The sequence below is a fragment of the Serratia sp. JSRIV006 genome, from assembly GCF_019968685.1.
Classification (GTDB): domain Bacteria; phylum Pseudomonadota; class Gammaproteobacteria; order Enterobacterales; family Enterobacteriaceae; genus Chania; species Chania fonticola_B.
The window spans coordinates 4,645,092-4,660,912 of the sequence record NZ_CP074137.1; the positions used below are offsets into that span (position 1 = coordinate 4,645,092).

The 15,821-nt window shown below is 56.0% G+C and carries 17 protein-coding genes; 10 read left to right on the forward strand and 7 right to left on the reverse strand.

Going from position 1 to position 15,821, the window contains the following annotated elements; genetic code table 11:
* The first annotated feature begins 20 nt into the window (after positions 1 to 20).
* From thpR to folK, 6 genes are all read left to right on the forward strand, one after another.
* Positions 21 to 563: an RNA 2',3'-cyclic phosphodiesterase gene (gene thpR / locus KGP16_RS21485; protein WP_223500315.1), complete on the forward strand. Its 543-nt coding sequence runs from the start codon at positions 21 to 23 to the stop codon at positions 561 to 563.
* Positions 560 to 1,267: a DNA/RNA nuclease SfsA gene (gene sfsA / locus KGP16_RS21490; RefSeq protein WP_021806247.1), complete on the forward strand. Its 708-nt coding sequence runs from the start codon at positions 560 to 562 to the stop codon at positions 1,265 to 1,267. Before thpR ends, sfsA begins: the two co-directional genes overlap by 4 nt.
* A gap of 207 nt (positions 1,268 to 1,474) precedes the next feature.
* Positions 1,475 to 1,930: an RNA polymerase-binding protein DksA gene (gene dksA / locus KGP16_RS21495; RefSeq protein WP_021179742.1), complete on the forward strand. Its 456-nt coding sequence runs from the start codon at positions 1,475 to 1,477 to the stop codon at positions 1,928 to 1,930.
* Between the two features lie 73 nt (positions 1,931 to 2,003).
* Positions 2,004 to 2,915 (forward strand): tRNA glutamyl-Q(34) synthetase GluQRS, encoded by a 912-nt coding sequence (gene gluQRS / locus KGP16_RS21500; RefSeq protein ID WP_209522785.1) that lies wholly within the window; start codon positions 2,004 to 2,006, stop codon positions 2,913 to 2,915.
* 293 nt (positions 2,916 to 3,208) lie between these two features.
* Entirely contained in the window at positions 3,209 to 4,525 is a 1,317-nt protein-coding gene (gene pcnB / locus KGP16_RS21505; RefSeq protein WP_021806249.1) for a polynucleotide adenylyltransferase PcnB, read from the forward strand.
* Complete coding sequence (gene folK, locus KGP16_RS21510; RefSeq protein ID WP_021179739.1) at positions 4,525 to 5,019, forward strand: 2-amino-4-hydroxy-6-hydroxymethyldihydropteridine diphosphokinase; 495 nt, start codon at positions 4,525 to 4,527, stop codon at positions 5,017 to 5,019. The genes pcnB and folK overlap by 1 nt, the downstream gene beginning before the upstream one ends.
* Here folK and qseC read toward each other — a convergent pair.
* Together qseC and qseB are read right to left on the reverse strand one after the other, a co-directional pair.
* Complete coding sequence (gene qseC / locus KGP16_RS21515; protein WP_223498327.1) at positions 5,004 to 6,389, reverse strand: quorum sensing histidine kinase QseC; 1,386 nt, start codon at positions 6,387 to 6,389, stop codon at positions 5,004 to 5,006. The genes folK and qseC overlap by 16 nt on opposite strands.
* Positions 6,386 to 7,048, reverse strand: coding sequence for a quorum sensing response regulator transcription factor QseB (gene qseB / locus KGP16_RS21520; RefSeq protein ID WP_223500316.1), 663 nt, complete (start codon positions 7,046 to 7,048; stop codon positions 6,386 to 6,388). The genes qseC and qseB overlap by 4 nt, the downstream gene beginning before the upstream one ends.
* A 162-nt stretch (positions 7,049 to 7,210) precedes the next feature.
* Between qseB and panB the strand changes: the two genes are divergently transcribed.
* The 3 genes from panB (at position 7,211) to panD (ending at position 9,435) form a co-directional block, all read left to right on the forward strand.
* Complete coding sequence (gene panB, locus KGP16_RS21525; RefSeq protein ID WP_021806252.1) at positions 7,211 to 8,005, forward strand: 3-methyl-2-oxobutanoate hydroxymethyltransferase; 795 nt, start codon at positions 7,211 to 7,213, stop codon at positions 8,003 to 8,005.
* A 58-nt stretch (positions 8,006 to 8,063) separates the two neighbouring features.
* Positions 8,064 to 8,918, forward strand: coding sequence for a pantoate--beta-alanine ligase (gene panC / locus KGP16_RS21530; protein ID WP_024528321.1), 855 nt, complete (start codon positions 8,064 to 8,066; stop codon positions 8,916 to 8,918).
* Positions 8,919 to 9,054: 136 nt separating this feature from the next.
* Positions 9,055 to 9,435, forward strand: coding sequence for an aspartate 1-decarboxylase (panD, locus tag KGP16_RS21535; protein ID WP_024484346.1), 381 nt, complete (start codon positions 9,055 to 9,057; stop codon positions 9,433 to 9,435).
* A 32-nt stretch (positions 9,436 to 9,467) separates the two neighbouring features.
* Here panD and KGP16_RS21540 read toward each other — a convergent pair whose 3' ends face one another.
* The 3 genes from KGP16_RS21540 to KGP16_RS21550 form a co-directional block, all read right to left on the reverse strand.
* Positions 9,468 to 10,760: a polysaccharide deacetylase family protein gene (locus tag KGP16_RS21540; protein ID WP_021806254.1), complete on the reverse strand. Its 1,293-nt coding sequence runs from the start codon at positions 10,758 to 10,760 to the stop codon at positions 9,468 to 9,470.
* Positions 10,761 to 10,934: 174 nt separating this feature from the next.
* Positions 10,935 to 11,705, reverse strand: coding sequence for an ABC transporter permease (locus KGP16_RS21545; RefSeq protein WP_021179732.1), 771 nt, complete (start codon positions 11,703 to 11,705; stop codon positions 10,935 to 10,937).
* Positions 11,702 to 12,625, reverse strand: coding sequence for an ABC transporter ATP-binding protein (locus tag KGP16_RS21550; protein WP_021806255.1), 924 nt, complete (start codon positions 12,623 to 12,625; stop codon positions 11,702 to 11,704). The genes KGP16_RS21545 and KGP16_RS21550 overlap by 4 nt, the downstream gene beginning before the upstream one ends.
* A gap of 199 nt (positions 12,626 to 12,824) precedes the next feature.
* Between KGP16_RS21550 and can the strand changes: the two genes are divergently transcribed.
* Positions 12,825 to 13,484: a carbonate dehydratase gene (can, locus tag KGP16_RS21555; RefSeq protein ID WP_024484342.1), complete on the forward strand. Its 660-nt coding sequence runs from the start codon at positions 12,825 to 12,827 to the stop codon at positions 13,482 to 13,484.
* 41 nt (positions 13,485 to 13,525) lie between these two features.
* Here the strand turns inward: can and hpt are convergent, their stop codons facing one another.
* Positions 13,526 to 14,062, reverse strand: coding sequence for a hypoxanthine phosphoribosyltransferase (gene hpt / locus KGP16_RS21560; RefSeq protein WP_071681992.1), 537 nt, complete (start codon positions 14,060 to 14,062; stop codon positions 13,526 to 13,528).
* A gap of 120 nt (positions 14,063 to 14,182) precedes the next feature.
* Positions 14,183 to 15,799: a multicopper oxidase CueO gene (gene cueO / locus KGP16_RS21565; RefSeq protein WP_094981450.1), complete on the reverse strand. Its 1,617-nt coding sequence runs from the start codon at positions 15,797 to 15,799 to the stop codon at positions 14,183 to 14,185.
* Positions 15,800 to 15,821: the final 22 nt, after the last annotated feature.

The following is a 15,821-nucleotide window of genomic DNA, read 5'->3' on the forward strand; positions in this document are numbered from 1 at the left end:
CATTCATTTACCGGGGTTCCATGTCCAGCTCGCGCCGCTTGTTCTTCGCCTTGTCGCTACCCGATACCTTGCAGCAGCAGGTGATCCGCTGGCGGGCTGAAGCATTCAAACCCGAAGATGGCCGCCCGGTGGCCGCAGCCAATCTGCATCTGACGCTGGCCTTTCTCGGCGAAGTTAGCGCACAGAAAGAACAGGCACTAAAAACGCAGGCCGGGCGTATCACACAGGCGGGTTTTAGCCTCAATCTGGACGATCTTGGCCACTGGCCGCGCCCCGGAGTGGTATGGTTGGGCAGCAAACGCCCCCCACGCGCGCTGTTACAGTTGGCGGAATTGCTGCGTTCGCAAGCGGCTCGCAGCGGCTGTTATCAAAGCCCGATGCCGTTTCATCCCCATATCACGTTATTACGCGCCGCGACCCAGCCGGTCGCTATTCCTCCTGGCACGCCGGGTTGGCTGTTCAACGCCAGCCATTTCTCACTCTACCAATCGTCGTTTGAACAAGGCCGCACCCGCTATCACGAATTAGCGCAGTGGCCACTCGGCACACAGGATAAATCATGATTTTTGACCCACCGCTAAAACCGGCCACGCTCATCAAGCGCTACAAACGTTTTCTGGCCGATGTGATCACCCCCGAAGGTGAAACCTTTACCCTGCACTGCGCCAACACCGGCGCCATGACCGGTTGTGCGACGCCAGGAGACACCGTTTGGTACTCCACTTCGGACAATGCCAAACGCAAATATGCCCACAGTTGGGAGCTGACGCATACCCAGGCTGGCGACTGGATCTGCGTCAACACCCTGCGGGCCAACACTCTGGTTCGTGAAGCCATTGAACAGAATATAATCAGTGAATTATCCGGTTACAGTAAAATCACCGGCGAAGTGAAATATGGCGGCGAAAACAGCCGTATCGATTTGTTATTACAGGCAGAAAATCGGGTTGACTGCTATATTGAAGTGAAGTCAGTCACGCTATTGCAACATCAACAGGGCTACTTCCCCGATGCCGTAACGCTGAGAGGGCAGAAGCATCTGCGTGAGTTGCAAAACGTGGTTGAACAAGGGCAGCGGGCGGTGCTGTTCTTTGCCGTGTTACACAGCGGCATCGATCGGGTCACCCCAGCAAATCATATAGATGAGCATTATGCGGTGCTACTAGCGCAGGTTCAGCAGTTGGGAGTGGAAGTTGTTTGTTACGGGGCAAAATTATCACCTGACGGTATCTCGCTAAGCGCTAAGTTACCGTTTTTTATTGGCTAGCGGTGCCGGGCACAAATAAATCGACAACCGGATATTGCTTCGCCAAATACGCCTTCCTTCACACCATTGTCAAGCAGGCGACAGGAATAATTGCCATCCCTCTTCCCTTCTGTTATTTATAGCGGCCTGTTTTTCCCCCGTATTGGGGATTCGACATACCCTACTAGCATTAAAGGGTATAGTGCGTGTGTATGTAGGAGAAGCAATATGCAAGAAGGGCAAACCCGTAAAACCTCGTCCTTGAGCATTCTCGCCATCGCTGGGGTGGAGCCGTATCAAGAGAAACCGGGCGAAGAGTACATGAACGACGCCCAGTTGACGCATTTCAGGCGCATCCTTGAAGCATGGCGCAACCAACTCAGGGACGAAGTCGACCGTACCGTGTCGCATATGCAAGAAGAGGCAGCCAACTTCCCCGATCCGGCAGACCGTGCCACTCAGGAAGAAGAATTCAGCCTCGAACTGCGTAACCGTGACCGCGAGCGCAAACTGATCAAAAAGATCGAGAAAACGCTGAAGAAAGTAGAAGACGATGATTTCGGCTTCTGCGAGTCTTGCGGCGTGGAGATTGGCATTCGTCGCCTTGAAGCGCGTCCGACTGCCGATTTGTGCATCGACTGCAAGACGTTGGCCGAAATCCGCGAAAAGCAGATGGCCGGCTAAGCAGTTGTTACCTCCTGCGGCGCGTGCCAATAGCGCGCGCCGCACAGAGTTAAGGGAAGCAATCCCTTCAGATATGCTAGCAAGTCACTATGTGGGGCGCTTTGCCCCATCGCCTTCCGGGGATCTGCATTTCGGTTCGCTGATTGCCGCTCTGGGAAGCTACCTCCAGGCTCGTGCTCAACGCGGGCAATGGCTGGTACGTATTGAAGATATCGACCCTCCGCGCGAAGTCGCCGGAGCTGCCGGGCGTATCTTATTCGCACTTGAACACTATGGTCTCCACTGGGACGGCCAGGTCATCTATCAATCCCAACGCTCTGAAGCTTACCGCGCAACTCTTGATTGGCTGCAACGCCAGGATCTCAGCTATTACTGCACCTGTACCCGCAGCCGCATCCAGCAGATTGGCGGTTTGTACGATGGCCATTGCCGCCAGTTACGGCTTGGCCCGCAGGGTGCCGCAATCCGCTTACGTCAATCAAACCCGGTATATGCCTTCCACGATCGGTTGCAGGGCGAGCTACGGGCCGATCCGGCGCTGGCACAGGAAGATTTCATCATCCGCCGCCGCGATGGCCTGTTTGCCTACAATCTGGCGGTGGTGATCGACGATCATTTTCAAGGCGTGACCGAAATCGTCCGCGGTGCCGATCTGATCGAACCCACGGTGCGCCAGATTGCGCTGTATCAGCAATTGCAGGCACCGGTTCCCGCCTATGTGCATTTGCCGCTGGCGCTGGGGAACAACGGCATTAAACTGTCGAAGCAAAATCATGCCCCCGCCCTGCCCACTGGCGATCCGCGGCCGGTCCTGGTTGCTGCCCTGAAATTTCTGCGTCAACCGCTGCCGGAAAACTGGCAAGATCTTGATCTGCCATTATTATTGAGCTGGGCGGTTGAGCATTGGCAGTTGGCAAATGTGCCGCGTCAGCCAGCGATCCCGCCGTGTGAAAACACAACGGCATTCTCAAAACAGCTGGGGTAAGCTATGATTAGCCGCTATTTTTTTGTTAGCGCCATTTTTATCCGTCACTATCGAGGTGTACCATTTTTACCCGAGTAGCCAATTTCTGCCGTAAGGTACTAATCCGCGATGACAAGTTGACCCGCGAAGATGCGCCGGCCAGCGATAAAAACCAAGTCCGCGAAGAAAGCGCGCCTGCAGAACCGTTAGCCACAACGCCACCGCGCTCTACCGAGAGCGGCAGGGAGACACCTGCCCGCCGTCCAGCGCCGCGTAAACGCCCGCCATTTGTAGCCGCAGAGGGAACGCGCTCAATGACCGTTATCCCCCGCGATCAACATGCGATCTCGCGCAAAGATATCAGCGAAAATGCGCTGAAGGTGCTGTATCGCCTGAATAAATCCGGCTATGAAGCCTATCTGGTCGGCGGCGGTGTACGCGATCTGTTGCTCGGCAAAAAGCCGAAAGATTTCGACATTACCACCAACGCCACCCCAGAGCAGGTGCGCAAGTTGTTCCGCAACTGCCGCCTGGTAGGCCGCCGTTTCAGGCTGGCGCACGTGATGTTCGGGCCGGAAATCATCGAAGTCGCCACCTTCCGTGGCCACCACGAGCAGAGTCAGGAATCTGACAAGAACTCTTCCCAGCAGGCCCAGAACGGCATGCTGTTGCGCGATAACATCTTCGGAACCATCGAAGACGATGCCCAGCGCCGCGATTTTACCATCAACAGCCTGTATTACGGCGTAGCCGACTTTGCTCTGCGTGATTACGTTGGGGGCCTGCGCGATCTGCAACAGGGCGTGATACGCCTGATCGGCGATCCGGAAACCCGCTACCGCGAAGATCCGGTGCGGATGCTGCGCGCGGTGCGCTTTGCCGCCAAGCTGGATATGACCATCAGCGAAGAAACCGCTGAGCCTATCCCACGCCTGGCCTCCCTGCTGCACGAAATCCCACCGGCTCGCCTGTTTGAAGAGGCGCTGAAGCTGCTGCAAACGGGTTACGGCTACCAGACCTACCTGAAGCTGTGTGAATATCAATTGTTCCAGCCGCTGTTCCCGTTGATTGCGCGCAACTTCACACCAAATCACGACACGCCGATGGAGCGCATTCTGGAGCAGGTATTGAAAAATACCGATCACCGCCTGCAAAACGACAAGCGCGTCAACCCGGCGTTCCTGTTTGCCGCCATGCTGTGGTACCCGCTGCTGGAGCACGCACAGAAACTGGCGCAGGAAAGCGGTCTGGCCTATTACGATGCCTTTGCCCTGGCCATGAACGATGTGCTGGACGAAGAGTGCCGTTCACTGGCAATCCCCAAACGAATCACTACACTGGTACGTGACATCTGGCAACTGCAGTTACGCCTGTCCCGTCGCCAGGGCAAGCGTGCGCACAAGCTGATGGAACACCCTAAATTCCGTGCGGCGTATGATTTGCTGGCACTGCGTGCCGAAGTGGAAAACAACCCGGAGATGCTGCGTCTTGCCGAATGGTGGGATGAGTTCCAGGTGGCCACCGCGGCCCGCCAGAAAAACATGTTGAGCACGCTAGGCGAAGATCCGGCACCGCGTCGGGCTCGTCAGCGCCGCCCACGCCGCAGGACTCCGAATAACGAAGGAGCATAATGATCCGCGTTTATATCGCGCTGGGTAGCAATCTGGCGCAACCTTTGCAACAGGTGAATACCGCGCTGGAGGCGTTGGAGCATATTCCACGCACCCGCCTGATCGTTTGCTCACCGCTGTACCGCACCAAACCGCTGGGGCCACAGAACCAGCCGGATTATCTCAACGCGGTGGTGGCACTGGATACTCAGTTGCCACCGGAACAGCTGCTCGATCACACCCAGGCGATAGAACGTAATCAGGGCCGAGTGCGCAAAGATGAGCGCTGGGGCCCTCGTACGCTGGATCTGGATATGATGCTGTACGGCGATCTGGTGATCGACACCGAGCGTCTCACCGTGCCCCATTACGGCCTGAAACAACGTGAATTTATGCTCTACCCGTTGGCGGATATCGCTCCGGACCTGGTTTTCCCAGACGGTGAAACCCTGGCGGAGTGTCTGCAACGTGTGCCAAAAAACGGCATGACGCTGTGGCATCAGCCCAAGGCTTGAATACCGCCCCCAGACAAGGTTAACGTCGCGATAAACCCACCCTCCTGCCGATTGGCAAAGCTAACACGTAGCCCATGCAGGCTGGCAATCCGCTGCACAATAGACAAGCCCAGCCCGCTTCCCGTCTGTTCTTGCCCCGGTGGGCGATAAAATCGCTCCCCCAGTCTTTCCAGATGCTCAGCCGTGACGCCAGGGCCGTCGTCTTCCACCGTCAGTTGCCGCTGGCTGAGCGTGACCGTTACCGTGCCACCGGCCGGAGTGTAACGTACCGCATTGTCCACCAGATTGCGCACCAACAGCGATAACAGCAGCGGCTGGCCCGATAGTGCAGGAGGTTCGCCCTGCTGCTGGTAACGCAGCGTGATCCCGGAGGTATGCGCCTGTCGATCCAGCTCCGCCAGGGTCATCGGCACCAGTTGGCACCAGTCGACCAAGGCCAGATCGTGCAAATCGGCGAGCGAGTCCAGCCGGGACAAGGTGAGCAGTTGATCCACCAGGCGCGTGGCTCGATCGATACCCACCGTCAGGTTGTTCACCGCATGTTCACGCATGGGGACATCGTCGCCCGCCAGTTGCACCACCTCGGTCTGCACCCGCAATGCCGCCAATGGGCTACGCAACTCATGGGCGGCATCCGAAGTAAACCGCCGCTCACGCACCAGCAGGCTATTAATGCGCGTAAACAGCGTATTCAGCGCCTCTACCAGCGGACGCACCTCACTGGGTACCTGGTGTGCACTCAGCGGCGTAGCGTCGTCTGGGGCTCGTTTACGCAGGCTGGCGGCCACCTCACGTAACGGTCTTAGCTCGCGGCCTACCATCAGGGCAATCAACAACATCAGGATCGGCAACGTCACCAGCCAGGGCAGCAACTGCCCCATCACCAACCCCAACGCCATATCCTGCCGATAATCCCATTCCTGGCCGACCACAATACGGTAACGGCCATCCGGGCTGGTGAGCCATAGCAAGCGCCAGCTGTCGCTATCTCCTTTGCGTTGACCATCGACAAACCCTTGCCGATCGCCGTCAAACAGGAAATCCTCACCATTTTCACCGTCGTTGAGCAGCATGCGCCCATCGTGGGAAAAGATGGCGAACGCCAACGCATCATCGTCCTGCTCTCCGCGTTTACCGTGGTTCAGCATCTTCTTGGTTTTTGGCAGGCTGCGCGCTTGCTGATTAGCCAGCAAATCCCCCAGATCGGCGGTCGCCAGCCGTTTGGCAAACAGCATCTGTTGGGTGTCGAACACTTCGTTGATATTGTGGCGCGTCATCATCCACGCCACCACGCTGGCAGAGCACCAGGTCAGCAATGCCAGCAGGCTGAAGATCAGGATCAGCCGCAACCGCAAACTCAATGACTTCACGGCTCATCCCCCAGCGTGTAGCCCACGCCATGTACGGTGCGGATAAAGTCGTTACCCAGCTTGCGCCGCAGATGATGGATATGGACCTCAACCGCGTTACTGCTCACGTCATCATCCCAGTTATACAGTTTTTCCTGGATCAGCGGCCGTGCCAGCACGCGCCCCTTGTTGTGCAGAAACAATTCCAGCACCGCCAGTTCGCGTGGGGTCAGCGTTACGGGTTCACCGTTGCAGCTCACGCTGCGCGATGCGGCATCAAACACCAGGTTGCCATGGACCAGTTGGGGCGTCAGTTGCCCATGGCGGCGACGGATCAACGCCTGTAAACGCGCGGCAACCTCCGTCAGGGCAAAAGGCTTGCACAGGTAATCGTCGGCTCCGCTTTGCAAGCCGCTGACACGCTGTTCCAGTGCGTCACGCGCTGTCAGGATCAGCACCGGCACATCTTGTCCGGCCTGACGCCACTGGCGCAGCAAATCCAACCCGTCCAACCCCGGCAAGCTGAGATCGAGGATCACCGCATCATAAGGAGCGCTATCCAGAGCGTTCTTTCCGATGATGCCATCGGTGAACCAGTCGAGGGTAAACCCTAGCTTGGTCAAGCCAGCCTTGATGCCATCACCGATCAGTTTGTCGTCTTCAATCAACAGAATTCTCATGCGCTCTCCCTTTGGACAGACCATTACATCATAAGCTTCTTAAGAACATCTTAACCATCAGCATCGGAGCTACCCACCCCTGAAGGGTTACAGTAGAATGACAACACTTTTTACCACCGTGCTACAAATCCAGGCCGCGCGGTTACTGCAGGAGACGTTGTGATGAAACCTACCACCCTGAGCCATTTACGCCAGTGGAAGCAGGAGCAGCGCAAGTTTGCGACTATTACCGCCTACGATGCCAGCTTTGCCCAGCTGTTTGAAGAACAAGGTATTAAAGTATTGCTGGTCGGCGACTCGCTGGGGATGACGCTGCAAGGGCATGACTCAACGCTGCCGGTAACCGTGGCCGACGTGGCTTACCATACCCGCGCGGTACGCCGTGGGGCACCAGCCAGCCTGCTGTTGGCCGACCTGCCTTTCATGAGTTACGCCACGCCTGAGCTTGCCTGCCAAAGCGCGGCCGAGGTGATGCGCGCCGGGGCCAACATGGTCAAAATAGAAGGCGGCAGTTGGCTCTGCGAAACGGTGAAAATGCTCACGGAGCGCGCCGTCCCCGTCTGCGGCCATCTTGGCCTCACGCCACAATCCGTCAATGTATTTGGCGGCTACAAGGTACAGGGGCGCGACGAGTTGGCGGCCAAGCAACTGCTGATCGACGCCCAGAATCTGGAGCTGGCCGGTATGCAGTTGCTGGTGCTGGAGTGCGTACCGACCGAACTGGCCCGCCAGGTTACTGAAGCCTTGTCGATCCCGGTGATCGGTATTGGTGCCGGCAATGCTACCGATGGCCAGATCCTGGTAATGCATGACGCCTTGGGGATCACCGGCGGCCATACCCCTAAATTTGCCAAAAACTTTCTGGCACAGGGCGGCGATATTCGCGGCGCCGTGCAGCTGTATATTCGGGAAGTTGAGCAAGGTATTTATCCCGACGAAGCGCACTCGTTCAACTGAGTGACCGGCCACGATTGATAGCTAACTAGCTTATCCCTCAACACCGAGGAGTTATAGAATGGTAATTATCGAAACCCTGCCACTACTGCGCCAACAGATCCGCCGCTGGCGGCAAGAGGGCAAACGCGTTGCGCTGGTGCCCACCATGGGCAATCTGCATGAAGGCCATATGACGCTGGTGGAAGAAGCCCGCGCCCGTGCCGACGTGGTGGTAGTGAGCATTTTCGTTAACCCGCTGCAGTTCGAACGCGCAGACGATCTGGAGCGCTATCCGCGCACCTTGCAGGAAGACTGTGAAAAGCTCAATCGGCGTAATGTCGAGTTGATCTTCGCCCCTGCCCCGGCCGAAATTTACCCCAAAGGGCTGGAAGAACACACCAGCGTTGATGTACCGGTGATCTCCACCATGTTGGAAGGCGCCAGCCGCCCGGGCCACTTCCGCGGAGTCTCCACCATCGTCAGCAAACTGTTCAATCTGATCCAGCCGGACCTGGCCTGCTTTGGCGAGAAGGATTATCAGCAGTTGGCGTTGATCCGCAAGATGGTGGCGGATATGGGCTATGACATTGATATCGTTGGTGTGCCGACGGTGCGGGCCAAAGACGGGCTGGCGCTAAGCTCTCGCAACGGTTATCTCACCGCAGAAGAACGCAAGGTCGCGCCGCAGTTGAGCAAAATCATGAACGCCCTGGCGGAGCAGCTAGGCAACGGTGAACGCCACGTCGAAGAGCTGCTGGCACAGACAGCCGAGAAGCTGCGCGAGGCAGGTTTCACCCCAGACGAGCTGTTTATTCGCGATGCAGACACGCTGCAACCGCTGGGCGTAGAAAGCCGCCGGGCCGTGGTGCTGATGGCCGCCTGGTTGGGTAAAGCCCGCCTGATCGATAATCAGCAGGTCGATCTGACGCAGTAAGCCCTTTATTGTACAGTCGTTGCCGTTTTTACCCGGTTGGCGGTAGACTGGCCGGGTTTTCGGTGACGAAAAATAGTGCAAGGAAGCAGTTCTTCTTCAGCCGCCTGAAAAGGCCGATATTCAGTTAGGTAACGCTATGATACGTACTATGTTGCAAGGCAAGCTGCATCGGGTGAAAGTGACTCAGGCTGACTTGCACTACGAAGGCTCCTGCGCCATTGACCAGGATTTTCTGGAAGCCGCCGGGATCCTGGAATATGAAGCGATCGATATTTACAACGTGGATAACGGCCAACGTTTCTCCACCTATGCCATCGCCGCCGAACGCGGTTCGCGCATTATTTCGGTCAACGGTGCGGCCGCCCGCTGTGCCTGCGTGGGTGACAAACTGATCATCTGTTCTTACGTGCAGATGAGCGATGCCGATGCCCGCCAACACCACCCCAAAGTCGCCTACTTCGAAGGTGACAACCACTTGCAACGCAAGGCGAAAGCCGTCCCCGTTCAGGTTGCCTAAAAAATCGGGCGCTTTAAGCGCCCGTCTTCTCTCTATTCTGTTACCGTCACGCCCGGTAACGCACCTGACTTGTTGGCTATCCGCTCCGCCATGGTGGGGATGGAGTCGGTACGCAGGATATACAGCCGTTTTAAAGTATAAGGATTATCACCCGGTTTCACTTTCCCCTGCACCGTGGTCACGGCTAAATGCAGCCCGGCATCTTTTGCCGCCTGGATCGCCTTTTGGTTATAACCACCAAAGGGATAGGAAAGGTACAGCACATGCGGATTAAACTGCTCTAACGCCCGTCTTGAACGCTCAAAGTCGAATTCGATATTGTGCAGTGAACGGCTGAGCAGGATCGGCCGACGGTTGCCATCGGTACGATGTAGGAAATGGGTGTGTGACTGGATATCAAACACATCCTGGATCGCTTTCAGCTCTGAAATGCTCATAAACTGCAGCGAATCCGGGTTCCATTTCTGCGGATGACGTTTAATACGTGAAGAAATGATAAACGCCGTAGCGCGGAAACCGTAATCCTTCAGTACCGGATACGCATAGCGATAAACCGACTTCAACCCGTCATCAAAGGTCAGCACCACCACTTTGCCCGGCAGGTTGATTTGATTATTCAGGTAGGCTTCCAGCTGATACATCGAGATGGTGTCATAACCCGTCTGCTTCAAATAGGTCATCTGGTTGCTGAAGGCCACGTCCGAGGTGGTGGTTGAGGTATTACGGAAACGTTTGTTCTCTTCATTTTTCAGCAGGTGGTGATAGGTCAGCACCGGAATGCCGTTGTCGACTTCGCAGTCCAACTCACTGACAAATCCCAGACGATCGCCGATATTGACCTCGTACCAGGTATTATTCAGCCGATCTTTCAGCTTGCCGATAATCGGATAGCGCAGGTTCTCTTCCAGTACGCCAAAAATTTCACTTTTGTTATCCGCCGCCGTGTAGACGTTAATTGCGCGCTGGGTGATCAGATTCTGATTGGTCAGCGGTTTGTTCAGATCCCCCAGGTCGTCCTTCACCTTACGGGTTTTGCTGATGGCGCGAACGTCGTTTTTATCAATAAAGCCGGTGCCGTAGCCAAACTTAAGCTCGTAATATTCCGCATCCGCCGGGAACATCTGGATCAATTGCCCTTTTTTCACTTCACCGACCGGGATCACATGCTCACCGATCAACGAATAAACCTCGCTGTTACGCTGCACTTCCATGTATTGGGCTTGAACAGCGCTGTCTTCTGACAGTAAATCCGCCAACGCCGCCGGTGCCAACAACGACATAACAATGCCGAGTAGCCCTGCTGCTATCTTATGTTGAGGCTGCATGGTTTGTTCTGCTTACGAGTGCGTCATGAAAAAATGAAGAAAAAGTGGAGCGCCAGCATAGCACGATTTAAATCGCCGGGAGAAAGGGCTTATTGCCTTAATTCTATAGATTTAGATGATGTATGTGCTAAATCAATAAACTCCCTCCCCCGGCAACGGAGGAGGGAAATGACATCAGGAACGCAAGCCGCGGCCACGCTCAATCAGATACCAGGCCAGCCCGTAGAACACCACAATGAACGCCACCAGCACCAGCATGGTCAGCGCTAACGGCACGTCGGAAATGCCCAGGAAACCGAAGCGGAAACCACTGATCATGTAGACGATCGGATTCAGTTTGGAGACCGCCTGCCAAAACGGCGGTAACAGCGTCAGCGAGTAAAATACCCCGCCCAGATAGGTCAGCGGCGTCAGCACAAAGGTCGGGATCAGGCTGATATCGTCAAAGGTGTTGGCAAAGACGGCATTAAGCAAACCGCCTAGCGAGAACAGGATCGCCGTCAACAACAGCGTCACCGCGATCACCCACCAGGAATGGACCACCAGCGGAACGAAGAACAGCGAGATCACCGTCACCAGGATCCCCACACAGATACCACGCGCCACGCCACCGCCAACATAACCGGCAATCACCACGTGCGTCGGTACCGGTGCCACCAGCAGCTCTTCAATATTGCGCTGGAACTTGGCACTAAAGAATGATGCCGCCACATTGGCGTAGGAGTTGGTAATCACCGCCATCATGATCAGGCCCGGCACGATAAACTGCATATAATCAAAACCGTGCATCTCACCAATACGCGACCCAATCAGGTTGCCAAAGATGATGAAATACAGGGTCATGGTGATCACTGGCGGTACCAGCGTCTGGATCCAGATGCGGGCGAAGCGGTTGATCTCTTTGGCCCAGATGCTTTTCAAGGCCACCCAATACAAATGCATCATGCTTGTTCTCCATTGCCGTTCACCAGGTTGACGAACAGCTCTTCCAGCCGGTTGGCCTTATTACGCATACTCAGGACCTGGATCCCCTGCGCGCTCAGTTGGGTGAACAGACCGTTCAGACCTTGCTCACGCATCACTTCCACTTCCAGCGTGGAGGTGTCCGTCAAACGGCTGTTGTAACCCTCAAGATGGGGCAATGGGCTTTTCGCCGCCAGATCGAGGATAAAGGTTTCGGACTTCAGCTTGGCCAACAGCCCCTTCATCGAGGTGTTTTCTACCAGCTCACCGTTCTGGATGATGCCGATATTGCGGCACAGCATTTCTGCTTCCTCCAGATAGTGTGTGGTCAGGATAATGGTGGTGCCCTGGGCGTTCAGCTCTTTGAGGAAGCCCCACATCGAGCGACGCAACTCGATATCCACCCCGGCTGTCGGTTCGTCGAGGATCAGCAGTTTGGGCTGATGCATCAGCGCACGGGCAATCATCAGGCGGCGTTTCATCCCGCCAGACAGCATACGCGCCCGCTCGTTACGTTTACCCCAGAGATCGAGCTGATTGAGGTACTTTTCTGCCCGCGCCATCGCCTCGCGGCGTTCCACGCCATAATATCCCGCCTGGTTGACCACAATCTGCAGCACGGTTTCAAACGGGTTAAAGTTGAATTCCTGCGGCACCAGCCCGAGCTGGCGCTTGGCATTAACGATATCCTTATCGATATCGTAACCAAACACTCGCACCGTGCCCGCCGTCTTGTTGACCAGTGAACTGATAATGCCGATGGTGGTGGATTTCCCGGCGCCGTTCGGCCCGAGCAGGGCATAAAAGTCCCCCGCCTCCACGTTCAGATTGATACCGCGCAATGCCTTGACGCCACCCGCATAGGTTTTGGTCAGCTGCGCTATTTCCAGTGCATAATTCATAAGTTATGAGAGTACCTTTTGATGGAGTTGGCTGCCGAACTTGTCTAAGAGGGAGTTTATCATCAGCGGCCCGATTACCGAGTTGAATCCGTGCGAATTCCAGAGGGCAGAAAATTGCTTAACTGTTCCGATTTCCAAATTGTGACGCTTGCCATATATTACATCAACGCAATTCGTTCATAACAGGCCAATAACCGCCATGCAAGAAATCGAAAGGCTTATCGCCAACAACCAAGCCTGGTCCGCTAATATCAACAAGGAAGATCCCGGCTTCTTTGAACGTTTGGCCCAAGCGCAAAAACCGCGATTCTTGTGGATCGGCTGCTCCGATAGCCGCGTGCCTGCCGAACGCCTGACCGGCCTGGAGCCGGGTGAGCTGTTCGTTCACCGTAACGTCGCCAATCTGGTGATCCATACCGATTTGAACTGCCTGTCAGTGGTGCAGTATGCCGTCGACGTGCTGGAGGTTGAACATATCATTATCTGTGGTCACCTGGGCTGCGGTGGGGTAGAAGCGGCTGTAGAGAACCCGGAACTGGGGTTGATCAACAACTGGCTGCTGCACATTCGCGATCTGTGGTACAAGCACAGTTCCCTGCTCGGCGAGTTGGAACCGGAACAACGTCTGGATGTGCTGTGCGAGATCAACGTCATTGAGCAGGTGTATAACCTGGGCCACTCAACCATCATGCAGTCTGCCTGGAAACGCGGCCAGAAAGTGATGATCCACGGGTGGGTGTACGGGATCCAGGACGGTCGTCTGCACGATCTGGAAGTCACCGCCACCAGCCGTGAGAGCCTGGAGATGGGCTACCGCAAAGCGATAGCCACACTCAAACAGGAGAAAGGCCTGTTCTAGCGCCTGATCGGGGTTCAGCGCCCTGCTGAACCCCGGCCGGATTATTCGTCCAGCATCACCACTTTGCCGATGTAAGGCAGATGGCGATAACGCTGGGCGTAATCGATGCCATAACCCACCACGAACTCGTCCGGGATCGGGAAGCCGACATATTCCACCGGCACTTCAACCTCACGGCGCTCAGGCTTGTCCAGCAGCGTACAAATCGCCAAAGACTTCGGCCCACGCAGCGCCAGGATCTCACGTACCTTGTTCAGAGTGTTGCCGGAATCGATGATGTCTTCGACGATCAATACGTCTTTACCACGGATGTCTTCATCCAGATCTTTGAGGATTTTCACGTCACGGGTGGTAGACATGCCGCTGCCGTAGCTGGAAGCGGTCATAAAATCGACCTCATGCGGCACCTCAATGGTGCGGCACAGATCGGCCATAAACATGAAAGAGCCACGCAGCAACCCGACCAGCACCATGTCACTGCCGCTATCGCGGTAGTCTTCGGTGATCTGGCGGCCAAGTTCAGCAATACGGGTCTTAACTTCCTGCTCGGAAATCATTACTTCTACAGTGTGTTTCATAGTTTTCAGGTCAGTTGCCGGAAGAAGGGCGCAGAGTTTAGCATAGCTGGCGGGCGGTGGCGACGCGAGTGCGTCACCACTTTACAGGCTGCGGCGTTGTTTGCCGCAGCCTGGGATAACTTATTCAGCTACGGTAAAGCCTAGCATCATCCCTGTATCTTCATGTTCCAGCAGGTGGCAGTGGGCCATATAAGCCTGATCGGCACTAGCCAGATGATTGAAGCGCACCAGCACTTCGCTGCGCCAACCTTCTACCAGCACCGTATCTTTCCAGCCTGCCCGGTGGGCCGCCGGTGGCTTGCCGTTTTCCGACAGAATGCGGAACTGGGTGCCATGGATATGGAACGGGTGCATCATCACGTCGCCCTCGCCGGAAATGGTCCATTTCTCGTATTTACCGCGCTTGGCTTCAAACGCCGGCTTGTGCATATCATAGGCTTTACCGTTGATGGTATTGGCATGGCTGAAATCAAACGGCTTGCTGCCATGATCCATCTTGCTATGGTCCATTCCCGCCATGTTGCCCTGATCCATGCCTTGCATCTTACTATGATCCATACCAGCCATGTTGCCAGCGGCATTGCCGTGATCCATGCTCATCCCGGCCATTGCCTGATGACCATAGCGATCCATCAGAGCCTGCATCCCCAGCATATCCAGCTTAGGATCCATCATCAGTTGCAACCAGCGTTCCTGCACCCCGGCCAGCGATGGCAGCGCAGGCAATTTCACCAGGCTGTCCGGCATGGATTTCACGCCCTGCGCCAGCGATGGCTGAATATGCAATACCGGCAGCGGCTGATCGAACGGAGCCAGCGTCATACCCATTTGCTTCACCGGCAGGGTAACGATATCGAACGGCTTGCCATCGGAGGCATCAACCAGCACTTCAAAGCGCTCGCCCATCAGCATCGGCAGTTCGGTCAGTTTCACCGGTTCGCCCAGGAAGCCACCGTCACTGGCAATCACGTATAATGGGCGATTGTCGCTGGTGGACAGGTTAAGCGAGCGGGCGTTACAGCCGTTCAGGAAACGCAGACGCAGCCAGCCGCGTGGCGCGATATGTTGCGGATAGCTGGCACCGTTGGTGAACATGCGGTCACCAAACCAGCCCACGGCCGCGCTCATGATGTCCAATTGATATTCGATTTGACCGTCTTTGCCCAGGCGCTTATCTTGCAGGATCACGGGAATATCGTCGGTTCCCCAGGTCTTCGGCAAGGGTAGCTGGCTGCTTTCTTCATCTTCCAACAGCACCAGTCCCCCCAGCCCCTTCATTACCTGCTCGCCGGTTTTGCCATGCGTATGGGGATGGAACCAGCAGGTAGACGCTGGCTGATCGGCAGTGAAACTCACCGTGCGGGTAGTACCAGGTTGGATCAAGGCTTGTGGACCACCGTCGACATTACCGGGGATCTCTAAACCGTGCCAGTGCACCGTGCTGGCCTCTGGCAGTTTATTACTGATATCTACCGTCACCGGCTTACCCCGTTGCAAACGGACCGCTGGGCCAAGCAACGCACCGTTAATCCCCCAGGTGCGGGTAGCCACGTTAGGCAGCCAGTTCATCTCACCGGTTTGCAGCGCCAAAGCGATCTTTCCTTGCGCATCTGGCGTCAAAATCGGTGGGATCGGCAAGGCTGGACGATCGGCCGCCCAGGCGGCACGGCTCCATAATGGCAAGGCGCTTGCGGCACCTATTGCGGCGGTCAGTTTGATAAAATCACGGCGTAACATCGCTGGTTCCCTTTTCTCAGTG

What these genes read in the sequence shown, in the direction of transcription:
- thpR (WP_223500315.1), top strand. Translation starts at nt 21, where the DNA reads ATGTCCAGCTCGCGCCGCTTGTTCTTCGCCTTGTCGCTACCCGATACC.
- sfsA (WP_021806247.1), top strand. Translation starts at nt 560, where the DNA reads ATGATTTTTGACCCACCGCTAAAACCGGCCACGCTCATCAAGCGCTAC.
- dksA (WP_021179742.1), top strand. Translation starts at nt 1,475, where the DNA reads ATGCAAGAAGGGCAAACCCGTAAAACCTCGTCCTTGAGCATTCTCGCC.
- gluQRS (WP_209522785.1), top strand. Translation starts at nt 2,004, where the DNA reads ATGCTAGCAAGTCACTATGTGGGGCGCTTTGCCCCATCGCCTTCCGGG.
- pcnB (WP_021806249.1), top strand. Translation starts at nt 3,209, where the DNA reads ATGACCGTTATCCCCCGCGATCAACATGCGATCTCGCGCAAAGATATC.
- folK (WP_021179739.1), top strand. Translation starts at nt 4,525, where the DNA reads ATGATCCGCGTTTATATCGCGCTGGGTAGCAATCTGGCGCAACCTTTG.
- qseB (WP_223500316.1), bottom strand. Translation starts at nt 7,048, where the DNA reads ATGAGAATTCTGTTGATTGAAGACGACAAACTGATCGGTGATGGCATC.
- panB (WP_021806252.1), top strand. Translation starts at nt 7,211, where the DNA reads ATGAAACCTACCACCCTGAGCCATTTACGCCAGTGGAAGCAGGAGCAG.
- panC (WP_024528321.1), top strand. Translation starts at nt 8,064, where the DNA reads ATGGTAATTATCGAAACCCTGCCACTACTGCGCCAACAGATCCGCCGC.
- panD (WP_024484346.1), top strand. Translation starts at nt 9,055, where the DNA reads ATGATACGTACTATGTTGCAAGGCAAGCTGCATCGGGTGAAAGTGACT.
- KGP16_RS21540 (WP_021806254.1), bottom strand. Translation starts at nt 10,760, where the DNA reads ATGCAGCCTCAACATAAGATAGCAGCAGGGCTACTCGGCATTGTTATG.
- KGP16_RS21545 (WP_021179732.1), bottom strand. Translation starts at nt 11,705, where the DNA reads ATGATGCATTTGTATTGGGTGGCCTTGAAAAGCATCTGGGCCAAAGAG.
- KGP16_RS21550 (WP_021806255.1), bottom strand. Translation starts at nt 12,625, where the DNA reads ATGAATTATGCACTGGAAATAGCGCAGCTGACCAAAACCTATGCGGGT.
- can (WP_024484342.1), top strand. Translation starts at nt 12,825, where the DNA reads ATGCAAGAAATCGAAAGGCTTATCGCCAACAACCAAGCCTGGTCCGCT.
- hpt (WP_071681992.1), bottom strand. Translation starts at nt 14,062, where the DNA reads ATGAAACACACTGTAGAAGTAATGATTTCCGAGCAGGAAGTTAAGACC.
- cueO (WP_094981450.1), bottom strand. Translation starts at nt 15,799, where the DNA reads ATGTTACGCCGTGATTTTATCAAACTGACCGCCGCAATAGGTGCCGCA.